The sequence below is a fragment of the Kaistella haifensis DSM 19056 genome (assembly GCF_000735695.2).
GTDB lineage: Bacteria > Bacteroidota > Bacteroidia > Flavobacteriales > Weeksellaceae > Kaistella > Kaistella haifensis.
The window spans coordinates 69,614-85,677 of the sequence record NZ_JASZ02000007.1 but is presented as its reverse complement, the minus strand read 5'-3'; the positions used below and the strand labels follow the sequence as shown (position 1 = coordinate 85,677).

Below are 16,064 nucleotides of genomic sequence, written 5' to 3'. Positions count from 1 at the left end.
TCAGGACCCCTAAAGATCATTGACTTGGTGAGCCGTTACCTCACCAACTATCTAATCTTGCGCGTGCCCATCTCTATCCACCGGAGTTTTCAATAATAATTGATGCCAATCATTATATTATGGGGTATTAATCTTCCTTTCGAAAGGCTATCCCCCAGATAAAGGTAGGTTGCACACGTGTTACGCACCCGTGCGCCGCTCTCAAGTTTCCGAAGAAACTCTACCGCTCGGCTTGCATGTGTTAGGCCTCCCGCTAGCGTTCATCCTGAGCCAGGATCAAACTCTCCATTGTATGTTTGTCTGACTCACTCAAAAAAAAATTGACGCTTTAGTTTTTCCTTACTTTTTTGGTTGTTATTGTATTTTCAATGATCTCTCTTCTTCCGCTTTTATCTCAGTGAACTTGTTCTGTCGTTCAGTTCCCTGATTTGCGTGTGCAAAAGTATAAACTATTTTTTAATTGACCAAATATTTCTTGAATAATTTTTAAAACTTTTTTTCGTAAGCCTTATCAATCACCATTACTATCTAATTCAATCTAATCCCTACTTCGCTCCCCTTTAACAAATCTCTCTGTTTGGGTTTGCAAAGATACCAACTTTTTCTCCCTTTCCAAATTTTTTCTAACCTATTTTTCTAAATCATACTCAACTTGCTGAATATCTGAAGGAAAAAATTATTCTTACGGGGTTATGTTATTTGTTCAAGAATGAAAAACTGAATTATATTTATATTAATTCTGTCATCAATTCTAGAAAATATTACTTAAAAACAGCAGGTTGTCCAAGCACTATTAAAAAACATTGATAACGGGTTGAAATATGATATCGAAACTTTCTAAATTAATAATTAAACTAAAAAGTTAATTGATGATTAAATCAAATTGATTGGAATCAATACAAAATATTGGGTTGAAGGAATAAGCTGGAACTACGCAGATGAATGACGAAGTCAAATTTTACCACTACTCAACTTGAATTTTAATAATCTTTATAAAATAAAAAAAATATTAGATGTCAAATATTATTCATTTGATTGATTGTTCAATCTTGATTATTTGTTGCGCTTTCGTTTAAAAATAAGATGATCTAGAAGATTCTTTTATACTCTTCCATTAAAATGTTTAGAAAGCAAATTTCACGGATGACAATAGAGGTAAAAGCGATATAACGACTTAGTTTTTCTCAACAAGTGTCTAATTTCCAAGAGTAAATTTTAAATACTATATAGACGTATTTTCTACAAAAAAAGAATACACTGCACCTCCAATTTATTGTATTCGATTATTTTCTAATGCTATTAGTTTATAAATAAAAAAAGCTCAATCAAAAAAATGATTGAGCTTTAAAAAAAACTGGCGGCGACCTACTCTCCCGCTTTCGCAGTACCATCGGCGCTAGAGGGCTTAACTTCTGTGTTCGGAATGGGAACAGGTGAGCCCCTCTGCTAAAACCACCCTAAATATGTATTTAGATGGCAGATTTCAGATAAGAGATTTCAGACTTTATGGTCTGATTTCTGATGTCTTACATCTGATGTCTATTTATCGATAAAAACTTTCACAAAGAGTAAACCTTTGATGCACTTACGGTGCGCCTTATTAGGCTATAAATCTACGGGTAATTAGTACTACTCGGCTATGCTGTTACCAACTTTACACCTGTAGCCTATCAACGTTGTCATCTCCAACGACCCTTAAAAGATGTCTCATCTTGAGGCAGGTTTCGCACTTATATGCTTTCAGTGCTTATCCTTTCCAAACGTAGCTACTCAGCGGTGCACCTGGCGGTACAACTGATACACCAGAGGTTTGTTCAAATCGGTCCTCTCGTACTAGATTCAAGCCCTCTCAAACATCTAACGCCCGCAATAGATAGAGACCGAACTGTCTCACGACGTTCTGAACCCAGCTCGCGTGCCACTTTAATGGGCGAACAGCCCAACCCTTGGGACCTTCTCCAGCCCCAGGATGTGACGAGCCGACATCGAGGTGCCGAACCTCCCCGTCGATGTGAGCTCTTGGGGGAGACTAGCCTGTTATCCCCGGAGTACCTTTTATCCTATGAGCGATGGCCCTTCCATACGGAACCACCGGATCACTATGTCCTGCTTTCGCACCTGATCGACTTGTAGGTCTCACAGTCAAGCACCCTTATGCCATTACACTCTACGCACGGTTACCAAGCGTGCTGAGGGTACCTTTGAAAGCCTCCGTTACTCTTTTGGAGGCGACCACCCCAGTCAAACTACCCACCACGCAATGTCCTTGATCTCTCAAGTTAGGCTCCAAATAAACAAAGGGTGGTATTTCAACGTTGACTCCACAAACACTAGCGTGCCTGCTTCATAGTCTCCCACCTATCCTACACATTGTTTATTCAAAGTCAATACGAAGTTATAGTAAAGGTTCACAGGGTCTTTTCGTCCCATTGCGGGTAATCGGCATCTTCACCGATACTACAATTTCACAGAGCTCATGGTTGAGACAGTGCCCAGATCGTTACACCATTCGTGCAGGTCGGAACTTACCCGACAAGGAATTTCGCTACCTTAGGACCGTTATAGTTACGGCCGCCGTTTACTGGGGCTTCAGTCAATTGCTTCGCTTACGCTAACAACCTTCCTTAACCTTCCAGCACCGGGCAGGTGTCAGACCCTATACAGCATCTTTCGATTTAGCAGAGTCCTGTGTTTTTGATAAACAGTCGCCTGGGCCTCTTCACTGCGGCCAGCATTGCTGCTGGCGTCTCTTCTTCCGAAGTTACGAGACTATTTTGCCTAGTTCCTTAACCATGATTCACTCTAGCACCTTAGGATTCTCTCCTCGACTACCTGTGTCGGTTTTGGTACGGGTTGCTTCACTTCGGCTTTTCTTGGAATCTATTTCCCTGCAGCAGCTTCGCCCGAAGGCTAGGCCTTGACTATTCCGTCAGTCTCCAGCAAGTACGTAAATCCGTCCCCTTTTTAGTGTGAGCAAGTATGGGAATATTAACCCATTGTCCATCCACTTCCCCTTTCGGGTTCGCGTTAGGTCCCGACTAACCCTCAGCTGATTAGCATGGCTGAGGAAACCTTAGTCTTTCGGTGAGCGGGTTTCTCGCCCGCTTTATCGTTACTTATGCCTACATTTTCTTTTCTGTCCGCTCCACAATACCTCACGATACTGCTTCGGCGCAAACAGAATGCTCCCCTACCAGATATAACTCATAAGTTATAAATCCATAGCTTCGGTACTATACTTATGCCCGATTATTATCCATGCCGAACCGCTCGACTAGTGAGCTGTTACGCACTCTTTAAATGAATGGCTGCTTCCAAGCCAACATCCTAGCTGTCAATGCAGTTCAACCGCGTTATTTCAACTTAGTATAGATTTGGGGACCTTAGCTGTTGGTCCGGGTTCTTTCCCTCTCGGACATGGACCTTAGCACCCATGCCCTCACTGCCGACGAACATTTATTAGCATTCGGAGTTTGTCAGGAATTGGTAGGATTTGACTCCCCCGCATCCAATCAGTAGCTCTACCTCTAATAAACTTTACATCGACGCTGCACCTAAATGCATTTCGGGGAGTACGAGCTATCTCCCAGTTTGATTGGCCTTTCACCCCTACCCACAAGTCATCCGAAGACTTTTCAACGTCAACCGGTTCGGTCCTCCACTTTGTGTTACCAAAGCTTCAACCTGCCCATGGGTAGATCACAAGGTTTCGCGTCTAATCCTACTAACTATCCGCCCTATTCAGACTCGCTTTCGCTCCGCCTCCGCACCTGAAGTGCTTAAGCTCGCTAGTAAAATTAACTCGTAGGCTCATTATGCAAAAGGCACGCCGTCACAGAATAAATCTGCTCCGACCGCTTGTAGGCGTACGGTTTCAGGTTCTCTTTCACCCTTCTATTCGAAGTGCTTTTCACCTTTCCTTCACAGTACTTGTTCACTATCGGTCTTTCAGGAGTATTTAGCCTTGGAGGATGGTCCCCCCATATTCAGACAGGATTTCACGTGTCCCGCCCTACTCATTTATCACTTTAATATGCCTTTCATATACGGGGCTATCACCCTCTACGGCTGTTCTTTCCAGAACATTCTATTAAACATATAAAAGCTTTTGGGCTAATCCGCTTTCGCTCGCCACTACTTACGGAATCTCTTCGATTTCTTTTCCTCCGGGTACTTAGATGTTTCAGTTCTCCGGGTTTGCTCCTCTTGCGAGGTGACTGGTCTTCAACCAGCCGGGTTGCCCCATTCGGACATCTCGGGATCAATTCGTGTGTGCCGATCCCCCGAGCTTTTCGCAGCTTACCACGTCCTTCGTCGCCTCTGAAAGCCTAGGCATCCGCCATACGCCCTTAACGATTTCTTTCCTAATTGTTAAATTAGTTTAGTTTTAGTTCAGATAACACAACCGTGTTACCTTATTATTTGTAAACTCCGCACCCGTAAGTGCTCGGTTTTCTCTTTGTGATGTTCTTATCGTTAATGTCAATGATCTTATTTCTTATTAAGTCCCTGATGAACAGATATTGTTTTTGGCTCTATCCGTAACTTTTAAATCAAAATCTTAATACTGTGGAGAATAAGGGAGTCGAACCCTTGACCTCCTGCGTGCAAGGCAGGCGCTCTAGCCAGCTGAGCTAATTCCCCGCTAGTAGACTTCAGATGTCAGATTACAGACTTTAGACTTAATGTCTGATGTCTCATATCTGATGTCTTTCCATCTTTTCAATTAGTAGTCTCGGGCAGGCTCGAACTGCCGACCTCTACATTATCAGTGTAGCGCTCTAACCAGCTGAGCTACGAGACTGTCTTTTTAGACTATTAGATTCCAGATGCTAGATACAAGACTTATTCTGTCTTGATTCTTGGCTCCTGGCTCTTGTATCTCTTCCCTGTACTAATTTCTAGTGGGTGTATTTTTTTTAATACCAACCAAAGTAAAAAAACTAAAGCATCTTTTGAGTAAGTGCTTGTGATACTTTAAGTATCTTGTTTGTTTATCGTCTAAAGACGCTCTAAAATGAGATGTTCCAGCCGCACCTTCCGGTACGGCTACCTTGTTACGACTTAGCCCTAGTTACCTGTTTTACCCTAGGCAGCTCCTTTTACGGTCACCGACTTCAGGTACCCCAGACTTCCATGGCTTGACGGGCGGTGTGTACAAGGCCCGGGAACGTATTCACCGCGCCATGGCTGATGCGCGATTACTAGCGATTCCAGCTTCATAGAGTCGAGTTGCAGACTCCAATCCGAACTGAGACCGGCTTTCGAGATTTGCATCACATCGCTGTGTAGCTGCCCTCTGTACCGGCCATTGTATTACGTGTGTGGCCCAAGACGTAAGGGCCGTGATGATTTGACGTCATCCCCACCTTCCTCTCTACTTGCGTAGGCAGTCTCACTAGAGTCCTCAACTAAATGTTAGCAACTAGTGACAGGGGTTGCGCTCGTTGCAGGACTTAACCTAACACCTCACGGCACGAGCTGACGACAACCATGCAGCACCTTGGAAATTGCCCGAAGGAGGGTCTATTTCTAGACCTGTCAATTCCCATTTAAGTCTTGGTAAGGTTCCTCGCGTATCATCGAATTAAACCACATAATCCACCGCTTGTGCGGGCCCCCGTCAATTCCTTTGAGTTTCATCCTTGCGGACGTACTCCCCAGGTGGCTAACTTATCACTTTCGCTTGGTCTCTGAATCCGAAAATCCAAAAACGAGTTAGCATCGTTTACGGCGTGGACTACCAGGGTATCTAATCCTGTTCGCTCCCCACGCTTTCGTCCATCAGCGTCAGTTAAATCTTAGTGACCTGCCTTCGCAATTGGTGTTCTAAGTAATATCTATGCATTTCACCGCTACACTACTTATTCCAGCCACTTCAAATTTACTCAAGACCTGCAGTATCAATGGCAGTTTCATAGTTAAGCTATGAGATTTCACCACTGACTTACAAGTCCGCCTACGGACCCTTTAAACCCAATAAATCCGGATAACGCTTGCACCCTCCGTATTACCGCGGCTGCTGGCACGGAGTTAGCCGGTGCTTATTCGTACAGTACCTTCAGCTACCCTCACGAGAGTAGGTTTATCCCTGTACAAAAGAAGTTTACAATCCATAGGACCGTCATCCTTCACGCGGGATGGCTGGATCAGGCTCTCACCCATTGTCCAATATTCCTCACTGCTGCCTCCCGTAGGAGTCTGGTCCGTGTCTCAGTACCAGTGTGGGGGATCTCCCTCTCAGGACCCCTAAAGATCATTGACTTGGTGAGCCGTTACCTCACCAACTATCTAATCTTGCGCGTGCCCATCTCTATCCACCGGAGTTTTCAATAATAATTGATGCCAATCATTATATTATGGGGTATTAATCTTCCTTTCGAAAGGCTATCCCCCAGATAAAGGTAGGTTGCACACGTGTTACGCACCCGTACGCCGCTCTCAAGTTCCCGAAGGAACTCTACCGCTCGGCTTGCATGTGTTAGGCCTCCCGCTAGCGTTCATCCTGAGCCAGGATCAAACTCTCCATTGTATGTTTGTCTGACTCACTCAAAAAAAAATTGACGCTTTAGTTTTTCCTTACTTTTTTGGTTGTTATTGTATTTTCAATGATCTCTCTTCTTCCGCTTTTATCTCAGTGAACTTGTTCTGTCGTTCAGTTCCCCGATTTGCGTGTGCAAAAGTATAAACTATTTTTTAATTGACCAAATATTTCTTGAATAATTTTTAAAACTTTTTTTCGTAAGCCTTATCAATCACCATTACTATCTAATTCAATCTAATCCCTACTTCGCTCCCCTTTAACAAATCTCTCTGTTTGGGTTTGCAAAGATACCAACTTTTTCTCCCTTTCCAAATTTTTTCTAACCTATTTTACAAATAAATTCGCAACTTACTGTATATCTGTGAGAAAAAATTAACCACTCATGAAATATCCTATTATAGAACATAAAAATCCCACTTAAAAGAGTGGGATTTGGGAATATTAAAAGAGTAAATTACTTATTTAATGCTTTATTAAGGTTGATAGCATCTTGATAAGTAGGATTCAACTGAACCGATTTCGCTGCATATTCTTTAGCTTTTGCGATATCGCTGTCTTTTACTAAGTAAGCCACTGCAAAATATGCATAAGATAATGTCTCTTTATTGGCTTCAACATCAGCTGGCTTCACAGTAGCGATAAACTTCTCATACGCCATTTTCGCCAATTCGTTATTACCTGCTTGTTGGTATGCATAACCTTGGCTATAATAAGCTGGTGCCCAATCAGGAAGTAAACCACTCATTTTTTGCCAAGAAAGAATTGCTCCATTCCAGTTTTTTGCTTCCTGATATGCATTGGCCAATTTAAATAAAGCATCTGTATCTTGCGGATTTTCAACTACTTTCTTCTTCAACTCTTCGATTTGGGGCGTTGTTGGTCCCGAATCTACTGCAGATTGACTGATTCCGCCACCGCCTTTAATCTTCAATAATTCCGCATCCCAATTCATCGTTTCATCTTTAGCCGCTTTAGCTATTGCAATTTTCTGTTGCGCTTCGGTAGTTAAGGCAGACTTTTTAGCAGCATCGGTTTCTTTATGGGCTAATCCTGCAGCGATCAAACCTAATAAACCTTGATCAGATGGTTGTATTCTAGATTTTTCAGCTTTAGCGATAAATTCATCCATACTTGTTTTTGCTGCAGCATAATCTCCGTCAGCATATTGAAGATAAGCTCTCAATTTATATTTGATAGGATCATTAACTTTATCAAATACTTTATCTAAATAAGTTTTAGAATTTGCATAATCTTCATTAGTAAAGAATAATTTAGAAATTTCTAATTGAGTATCCGGATCTTCATCAGCATATTTTGCATAGTTCATCAAATCCTGAGTTGCCAAAGCATTATTCTGATATTTGATATTGTATGCCGCTTTTGCTTTATAAGCCGGTGCATAAGTTGGATCGGAAGCTATTGCTCTATCGATACTTTCTTTTGCTTTTTGCCATTGCTGAGCTTGCATCCAAAGGGTACCAATTCTTGTATAAACTGATGCTTTATTCTTTGCAATAGGCAATGCTTTGTCATAAGCTGTCATCGCAGAACCTGCAACTTGCGGAGAATTCGTCAATTTCAAACGGTACGCATCTCCTAATGTATAATAATAGTACGCTGGAGTACCACTTTTTTGCGATTTTTCAACCGCTCTATTTAGGAAATCAATCGCTAAATCAGCATTGCTTGCTCCACCGAACAGCGTTAGTGCTTCCGCAGCTCTGTAAAGAACTTCAGGATCTTTATCTCTTGCATCACTTACAATCCTTTGGATTTCAGCGACAGCAGATTTATCGCCTTTTGCTAGTTTTACAGAAGCCAAACCTAATTTATTTAGATTACTTTTTTTGTCTGCTGCTAAACCTTTATTGAAATTCTCTAGTGCCAATTCGAAATTTGGTTCAAATTGGGTGAGATAAGAGTTTCCTAAGTAAAAATAATTTTCTGCTGTTGGAGATTTGGTAACCATTTGCTTGAATACCTGTTTCGCATTCGCGTACTTATGGCTATCAGCACTTGCAATTCCATCTTGTAAAGTCTGTGCAAATGCGAAGTTGGAGATGAATCCAACCGCAACTCCTAAAGCAATTTTTTTTGTTACGTTCATTATATCTTTCATTTTAATTGTTTAATATTAATATTAGGCCAAGTTAATCCCAATTTTTATACCAAAAGTAAAAAATTTTCTTCTGAGACTCAATTTTAATAAAAATTAACGCATCTGAACCTCTCGTTGGAAAATATTGTAGGGCTGAAGACCTTCTTTAGAGACAACTATTTGTCCTAATTGTTGACAAGAAAACCGAATCAGTCCATTTGCTAAACCATAGTAAGCTTCATTGGTAATGAAATACAAAACTCTGGCAAATGGATACTTCAATGTTCTGAGATTTTGGATGTCTGGAGTATAAGACTTATTATTCGAAACTACCGGAAGTATTTTCACAGAATTTCTAAGATTTTCAGACTCTTTATCATATGGTCTGCTGATCGTATTAAGACTAATTACTCCAATTTTATTAGGGAATTTGTTAATTTCTTCGATGATATTTTTATTCCCGCTAATGACAGAAAATTTCAATTCGGAAGGAGTTTTATTTAATTTCTGAGCTACAAAATTCAAGTTACTAGAATTGGTTCCATCGAAAATCAATTTTTTATCCTCAGATTGCAATTCCGTTTGGATTTCTTCCATTGAAATTGATGATCTCGAAGAATTCTTCGAAGCTACAAAAACCACCGCATCCACTGCGAACTTCGCGGGGAGCATATCCATGTCGATTTTATTTTTGTAAGCAGCTTTCTCTTCTTCTGTTAAATCTCTTGACAAAATAATAGCCCTAACTTTATTATCCAACAAATCCAGAAACGCCAAATCCTCCTTCTTAATCTCTAGATTAATTTTAGTATTAGGATTCAAGGCCATATATCTATCGGTTAATGCTTGGGCAACACTTTGAAAAGATTCATCAGCAGCGATGGTGATGGTTCCCTGCTGAGGATCATCTACCACTCTATCCGTTTTCTTACAAGATATAAACAGAGTAAAAAAAACTAAAGCGAAAATTTTAAAACTATTCTTCATCTTTCTCTTGTCGAATTCTATAAACCACTCGCCCAATTCTGAATAATCCGTAAAGGATAAGCAATGCTCCCATAGCATATGCAATGTTTGGTTCGAGGAAAATAATAAAAAATTTATAAATGATGACAACGATCCCTAAAACGATGTATAAGAATCCTGCGATAAGTGACAACCAATTAAATATCATAAATCAAAAATACAAAAAATAAAAAAAAGAGAAGCACAAGCTTCTCTTTTATAATACAAAATCCTTTCTGAGAATTATTCGAACTGCATTGTTAATGGTAATCTGTAACGATAACGTACGGCTTGACCATTAATTTTAGCAGGAGCCCATTTGTTTTTAACAGATTTCACTGTTCTCATTGCTTCCGCATTGAAATCCTTGTTAGGACCCGTAGCCTTAACGTCGGTAATACTACCATCACGCTCAACTACAAAAGTAATTTCGGTTTTTACTGTTCCTTCATCACCATCCATTACTGAAGTGTCGAAGCTGTTTTGCACCTTACTTCTGAATGAGTTGATACCTCCAGGGAATTCAGCAAGTTGCTCAACCTCTGTATAAACCTGATTTTCTGAAACTTGCGGTTTTACTTCCACCGTGGTAGATTTACTTGGACCTGGTGGTGGTGGCGGTGGTGTGTAAGAAGGCGTTTTCACCCCTTCTTGGTTAGCCAAACCAGTAGTTGTCTCCAATTGTTTAGTGATTGGCGGCGGTGGAGTTTCCACTTTTGGTGCCTTCACTGGCTCTGGTACCACGTTCTGAATAACCTCTTGTTGTGGTGGTTCTTCTTTTGGTGGCGGTGGTGGAGGAGGTTCTTCTTCAACTGGTTCCTCGATAATTGTTTCTTCCGGTATGATTTCAATCAAATTTGCATTAACTTCCTGAGTTTCTTTAGCATTCATTTGCTTAATTTTCATTATCACAAATGGTGTAAATGCAGCAACGCAAAAAAGAATGGTACCGAAAATAAACGCCTTGGTAAGAACAGATCTGTAGTTGGTTCTCAGATCATAAGCTCCATAGGCCTTATTTCTGTTTTCAAATACAATTTCATCTAAAGATAGATTGCTGTTGTATGTGTTATCTTCTGCCATTTATTCTTTCTTTAAATATTATAGTAAAACATTCTAGTTAGCGTCAGCTGCTGGAGCTGCCGGTGCTGAAGAAGCACCCACTTTTTTGTCATAAACAGCTTGTTCCCAACTTTTCACATCGGTAATACCGTATATTTCGTTTTTGGTAATCGCCATTTCATCTAGAATATCTACAAAATTCTTATATACTGCATCGTCCGTTGGCTTAATGATCACTGTAAATTTACTTTGATCCTTCGCTCTGGCTTTTGCTTGCTCTATTACTTTAGTAATCCCTTCTCTATCAAAAGATGTTTCCTGAAGCGTTTGCTCATTGAGTCCCGCTTGGTCTAACTGGTGATAGAAAATTCTATTGTCTTTTCCTATAATTAGAGAAATTGAATTGGATAAATCAATTTCCGTTGGAGGGGGTTTTGGTGCATCCGGTTTTGGTTTTGCCGGAAGACCTAGATCCATCACATTCGGTTTGTTGAAAGTAGTTACCAACATAAAGAATGTAATCAAAAGGAACGCCAAATCCACCATTGGGGTTAAATCTACGTGTGGGGCTTGCTTCTTCGAGCGTACCTTACCGCCTTTCCCGCTGTTGTCTTTTACTTGTACTTCTGCCATTTCTATATTATTGCGCCACTTCCTGACTTGTTATTAACCAGAATTTTAAGAAATCGATATCTCTTAATCCTTCAAATAAAGCTTTTACTTTTGGATATTTTGTTTGCACATCACCTTTGATTGCCAATTTGTAATCAGGGTTTACGGCTAAACTTTGTTCTACCCAATCGATTAATTGCTTATTAGTACTGTCCAATGGAATTCCGGTTTGGCTTTTGAAAGCTTTACGGTCATCATCGGAAAGATTCAAATATCCTTTCAATTGATTCATCGGAACACCTACTGATTGCACTTTAGTGAAAGCAACTTTCTCGGCATCAGTAAATTTTATTCCATATTTCGCCCCCATTTTATCTAGCAATGCCATTCTTTCGGTACCGTTCTCAACGGGAGTAAAATAGAATTTGCCGTCGGTTGTACTAAGCACAGTCATTAAACTCGCATCCGGAAGGAGCTTTTCAGAAATAGAAGATGGCGTTGTGACCGTCTCAATATCAGGTTTTGCAAACTGAGCCGTAAGGATAAAGAACGTAAGGAGTAGGAAGGATACATCGGTCATCGCCGTCATATCTACCCTAATGTTATGTCTTTTTGGTTTGACTCTCGCCATTATTATTATATTTTATTATTAAACTTCTTGTTTTAGATTGGCTTCAAAAAACCGAATCTATTAACATCGATTTGGAATTTCTTAGTGAAATTCTGCGAAAGACTGCTGAATTGACATTGCAATTTCGTCAATTTTGAAAGTAAGTTCGTCGATCTTAGAAGTAAAATAGTTATAAAGAATAATCGCAACTGCAGAAGTACCAATACCTAAAGCGGTATTTACAAGTGCTTCAGAGATACCAATTGATAATGCTGCTGAATCCGGAGTACCACCGCCTGATCCTAATGCACTAAACGCCTTGATCATCCCGATTACTGTACCCAACAGTGCTACTAACGTTGCTACTGTACCTAAGGTGGAAAGAATCATCATGTTTTTCTCTAGCATTGGCATTTCAAGAGTTGTAGCTTCTTCGATAGATTTGTTAAGCGCTACCATTTTTTGTTCTTTGTTCATTGTATTATCATGAGCCAAAGCTTTGTAGGTAGTTAAACCTTCTTTTACTACGTTTCCTACAGAACCTTCCTGTCTGTCGCACTCTTCTAAAGCTTCATCTATTTTGTTTTGGTTAAGCAATCTTCTTACATTTAAAACAAAGTTGTCAACATTTCCTTTACCAGCAGCTTTTCTAAGAACTAATGCACGCTCGATAGAGAACACGATTACGATAATCATGAAAGAGATTAGAATAGGAACGATAACTCCACCCATATATATAATCCCCATAAATCCGCTTGGATGTAATTCTTTAGATTCTAAATCAGAGAAAGCAACTGAAGAAAGCCCTTCCAATCTGGGATCAGCTTTAAAGTTCCCTGGATTACCTAAAACAAAGACATAAATACAAATTCCTATAGCGATAAGAATAGGAATAATTAACGCAGGATTTAATCCCCCTAACTTTTTAGCAACTACTTGCTCCTCGTTGTTTGAAACATTCATTTCCATACTAAACTAAATTATAATTGTTATTTTTTTTAAATTTTTCGAGTGTAAAATAAAGTCAAAATATTTAATAATGCAAGGATTTACCCTCATTAAAATTATTTTTTTTGTAGGTTAACAATCATTAACATTGCATTATTTGCAATTTTTATTTTAATTATTGTTGATAATTTTCAATTTTAAAAATACTATTAAAAATTAACAAGATTTCAACCTTTTTTTTTACGATTGTTCCATGAACTTTTTTTTACAGGTTTTCAATTACAGAACAATATTAATGATTTTTTTTGGTACGATAATTATCTTTTTTGGATTATTTCCAGCCAATTGTTGCAAAACGCGTTCATCTTTCAAAGCCAATTCTTCAATTTGTGGTGCTGATAAATCTGCAGGCAAAGTCAATTTGAACCTCATCTTCCCATTAAAACTCACCGGATACTCGATCTCATCTTCTACCAAGTATTTTTCTTCAAATTCCGGGAATTTCTCGAACTCAATTGAATTTTTATGCCCCAATCCTTGCCAAAGTTCTTCAGAAATGTGCGGTGCATAAGGCGAAACAACGATCGCGAGTGCTTCTAGAATTTTTCTTTTATTGGTTTTAAGTTTTTGGAACTCATTTACCGCAATCATAAATGACGAAACCGAAGTATTGAAAGAGAACTGATCAATATCGGAAATTACTTTCTTTATTAAGGTATGAAGTACTTTATATTCTTCTTTCGTCGGCTCTTCATCCGAAACCTCGAAAACATCTCCATTATAATATAAGTTATAGAATTTCTTCAAAAATCCGTAAACTCCGCTCAAACCTTGTGTATTCCATGGTTTTGACTGTTCTAAAGGTCCAAGGAACATTTCGTACAATCTTAAACAATCCGCTCCGTATTCTTCACAAATATCATCTGGATTGACAACGTTGTATTTAGACTTGGACATTTTTTCAACTTCACGTTCGGTGATGTATTTTCCGTCTTCTAAAATAAATTCAGCATCTTTATATTCTGCTCTCCAATTTTTAAAAGCTTCAGTATCTAATTCGTCTGTTGCTCCTTTTAATAAAGAAACATCAACGTGGATTTTCTGAGTTTGGTAATCTTTTGCTAAATTTTTTGAAACAAACTGATTCGTACCGTCAATTCTGAAAACAAACGCACTCATTCCCAAAATCATTCCTTGATTAATCAATTTTTGGAAAGGTTCATTTTGGTTAATGTAACCTCTGTCTTTCAAAAACATATTCCAAAAACGGGAATACAGCAAGTGACCAGTTGCGTGCTCGCTTCCACCAATGTATAAATCTACTTGTCCCCAATAATCCGATAAATCTTTTGCACAGAATTCTCCGTCATTTTTCGGATCCATATATCTTAAGAAATACCAAGAACTTCCTGCCCAACCCGGCATCGTAGAAAGTTCAATCGGGAAAACGGTTTTTTCATCAATTAAATCAACAGAAACTACTTTTTGATTCTCTTCATCCCAAGCGAAATTTTTCGCATTTCCTAATGGTGGATCACCATCTTCTGTTGGCAAATATTTTTCAACTTCTGGCAATTCTAATGGCAATGCAGAAACAGGCAAAGTATAAGGCATTCCTTCTTTATAATACACAGGAACTGGTTCTCCCCAATATCTTTGACGAGAGAAAATCGCATCACGTTGTCTGTAATTAGTAGTACCGTGACCGATTCCTAATTTTTCGATTTCTGAAATTATTTTTGCTTTCGCATCGTTATAATTCAGTCCGTTTAGAAATTCAGAATTTACACAAACCGAATCTTTAGAATCATAGGATTCTTCTTGAACATCTTTATCATTTTCGATGACATTAATGATTTCCAAACCAAATTTTTTCGCAAAACGGTGATCGCGCTCATCATGCGCAGGAACCGCCATTACAGCACCCGTTCCATAACCCATCAACACGTAATCTGAAATATAAATCGGAATATTTTTCCCTGTGAAAGGATTGATTGCAAAACTTCCTGTGAACGCTCCGGAAACGTTTTTCACGTCTGCCATTCTATCACGTTCGGTTTTTTTAGAAGTTTCTTCAATATAATTTTCGACTTCAGATTTTTGCTCTGGAGTCGTTAATTTCTCTACCAAAGGATTTTCTGGCGCCAAAACCATAAATGTTGCTCCAAAAATAGTATCAGGACGAGTGGTGAAAACTTCAATCTGTTCTTCCATTCCAGAAACATTGAATTTTACAGCTGCTCCTTGCGATTTTCCAATCCAATATTCTTGAGAATCTTTCAATGGTTGTGGCCAATCTAAAGTTTTCAGACCTTGCAACAATCTTTCGGAATACGCCGTGATTCTCATGCTCCACTGCATCATTTTTTTCTGAAAAACAGGATAACCGCCACGTTCAGATTTCCCATCTTTTACCTCATCATTCGCAAGAACAGTTCCCAAAGCTGGACACCAGTTTACTGTAGTTTCGGCTCTGTAAGCCAATCTGTAGTTGAGTAAAATATCTTGTTTTTCGTTATCATCGGCTGAGTTCCATTCTTCTGCGGTGAAATTTAATTCATCATTTTGAACTGCATTTAAATTTTCAGTTCCGAATTTTGAAAAATGTTCAACCAAAGTTTTGATAGATTCCGCTCTATCCGCAGATTTATTGTACCAAGAATGAAATAATTCTATAAAAATCCATTGTGTCCATTTATAATAAGATGCATCTGAAGTTCTCACCTCGCGGCTCCAATCGAAAGAGAACCCTATTTTTCTTAATTGTTCTTCGTAGCGGTTAATGTTTTGCTCGGTAGTAATCGCCGGATGTTGCCCTGTTTGAATAGCATATTGTTCCGCTGGCAAACCAAAAGAATCATAACCGATTGGATGCAAAACATTAAAACCTTGATGCCTTTTGAATCTTGCATAAATATCTGAAGCAATGTAACCAAGCGGATGACCAACGTGTAAACCCGCTCCTGAAGGATAGGGAAACATATCCAAAACATAAAATTTAGGTTTATCCGTTTTATTATCGGTTTTGTAGGTTTGATTTTCTTCCCAGAATTTCTGCCACTTTTTTTCTATGGATTGATGGTCGTAAAACATGTTCTAATTTTAAATAAGTCACAAATTTAAGATTTTACAATGGATTTTAAATCAAACTAATAATTGTAAATTTGTGAAAACTTTAGATAAAA

At 39.1% G+C, this 16,064-nt stretch carries 7 protein-coding genes, 2 tRNA genes and 4 rRNA genes; all 13 read right to left on the bottom strand.

Translation table 11 applies throughout. The annotated features are described in order from the left end of the window. Nucleotides 1-292, bottom strand: a 16S ribosomal RNA gene (locus AP75_RS05175); the annotation flags it as partial. A 1,060-nt stretch (nt 293-1,352) separates the two neighbouring features. Continuing rightward, nucleotides 1,353-1,460: ribosomal RNA gene (gene rrf, locus AP75_RS05170) — 5S ribosomal RNA — on the bottom strand. Between the two features lie 143 nt (nt 1,461-1,603). Further along, nucleotides 1,604-4,363, bottom strand: a 23S ribosomal RNA gene (locus tag AP75_RS05165). Nucleotides 4,364-4,570: 207 nt separating this feature from the next. Next, nucleotides 4,571-4,644: transfer RNA gene (locus AP75_RS05160), tRNA-Ala, on the bottom strand. 86 nt (nt 4,645-4,730) lie between these two features. Further along, nucleotides 4,731-4,804: transfer RNA gene (locus tag AP75_RS05155), tRNA-Ile, on the bottom strand. Between the two features lie 211 nt (nt 4,805-5,015). Then, nucleotides 5,016-6,532 (bottom strand): 16S ribosomal RNA (locus AP75_RS05150). A 466-nt stretch (nt 6,533-6,998) separates the two neighbouring features. Continuing rightward, nucleotides 6,999-8,663 (bottom strand): tetratricopeptide repeat protein, encoded by a 1,665-nt coding sequence (locus AP75_RS05145; RefSeq protein WP_088263756.1) that lies wholly within the window; start codon nt 8,661-8,663, stop codon nt 6,999-7,001. A gap of 93 nt (nt 8,664-8,756) precedes the next feature. Continuing rightward, a complete protein-coding gene (locus AP75_RS05140; protein WP_088263755.1) occupies nt 8,757-9,629 on the bottom strand; it encodes a PstS family phosphate ABC transporter substrate-binding protein in 873 nt (290 codons plus the stop codon). 261 nt (nt 9,630-9,890) lie between these two features. Next, on the bottom strand, nt 9,891-10,730 hold the full coding sequence (locus AP75_RS05130) for an energy transducer TonB (RefSeq protein ID WP_031501574.1): 840 nt from the start codon (nt 10,728-10,730) through the stop codon (nt 9,891-9,893). A gap of 33 nt (nt 10,731-10,763) precedes the next feature. Then, complete coding sequence (locus AP75_RS05125) at nt 10,764-11,342, bottom strand: ExbD/TolR family protein (protein WP_088263754.1); 579 nt, start codon at nt 11,340-11,342, stop codon at nt 10,764-10,766. A gap of 7 nt (nt 11,343-11,349) precedes the next feature. Next, nucleotides 11,350-11,952 carry an ExbD/TolR family protein gene (locus AP75_RS05120; RefSeq protein WP_031501573.1) on the bottom strand — a complete coding sequence of 201 codons (603 nt, stop codon included), beginning with the start codon at nt 11,950-11,952 and terminating at the stop codon, nt 11,350-11,352. Nucleotides 11,953-12,033: 81 nt separating this feature from the next. Further along, nucleotides 12,034-12,900, bottom strand: a complete 867-nt coding sequence (locus AP75_RS05115) for a MotA/TolQ/ExbB proton channel family protein (protein ID WP_031501572.1) — start codon at nt 12,898-12,900, stop codon at nt 12,034-12,036. A gap of 258 nt (nt 12,901-13,158) precedes the next feature. Continuing rightward, nucleotides 13,159-15,972, bottom strand: a complete 2,814-nt coding sequence (leuS, locus tag AP75_RS05110) for a leucine--tRNA ligase (protein ID WP_031501571.1) — start codon at nt 15,970-15,972, stop codon at nt 13,159-13,161. Nucleotides 15,973-16,064: the final 92 nt, after the last annotated feature.

What these genes read in the sequence shown, in the direction of transcription:
- AP75_RS05145 (WP_088263756.1), bottom strand. Translation starts at nt 8,663, where the DNA reads ATGAAAGATATAATGAACGTAACAAAAAAAATTGCTTTAGGAGTTGCG.
- AP75_RS05140 (WP_088263755.1), bottom strand. Translation starts at nt 9,629, where the DNA reads ATGAAGAATAGTTTTAAAATTTTCGCTTTAGTTTTTTTTACTCTGTTT.
- AP75_RS05130 (WP_031501574.1), bottom strand. Translation starts at nt 10,730, where the DNA reads ATGGCAGAAGATAACACATACAACAGCAATCTATCTTTAGATGAAATT.
- AP75_RS05125 (WP_088263754.1), bottom strand. Translation starts at nt 11,342, where the DNA reads ATGGCAGAAGTACAAGTAAAAGACAACAGCGGGAAAGGCGGTAAGGTA.
- AP75_RS05120 (WP_031501573.1), bottom strand. Translation starts at nt 11,952, where the DNA reads ATGGCGAGAGTCAAACCAAAAAGACATAACATTAGGGTAGATATGACG.
- AP75_RS05115 (WP_031501572.1), bottom strand. Translation starts at nt 12,900, where the DNA reads ATGGAAATGAATGTTTCAAACAACGAGGAGCAAGTAGTTGCTAAAAAG.
- leuS (WP_031501571.1), bottom strand. Translation starts at nt 15,972, where the DNA reads ATGTTTTACGACCATCAATCCATAGAAAAAAAGTGGCAGAAATTCTGG.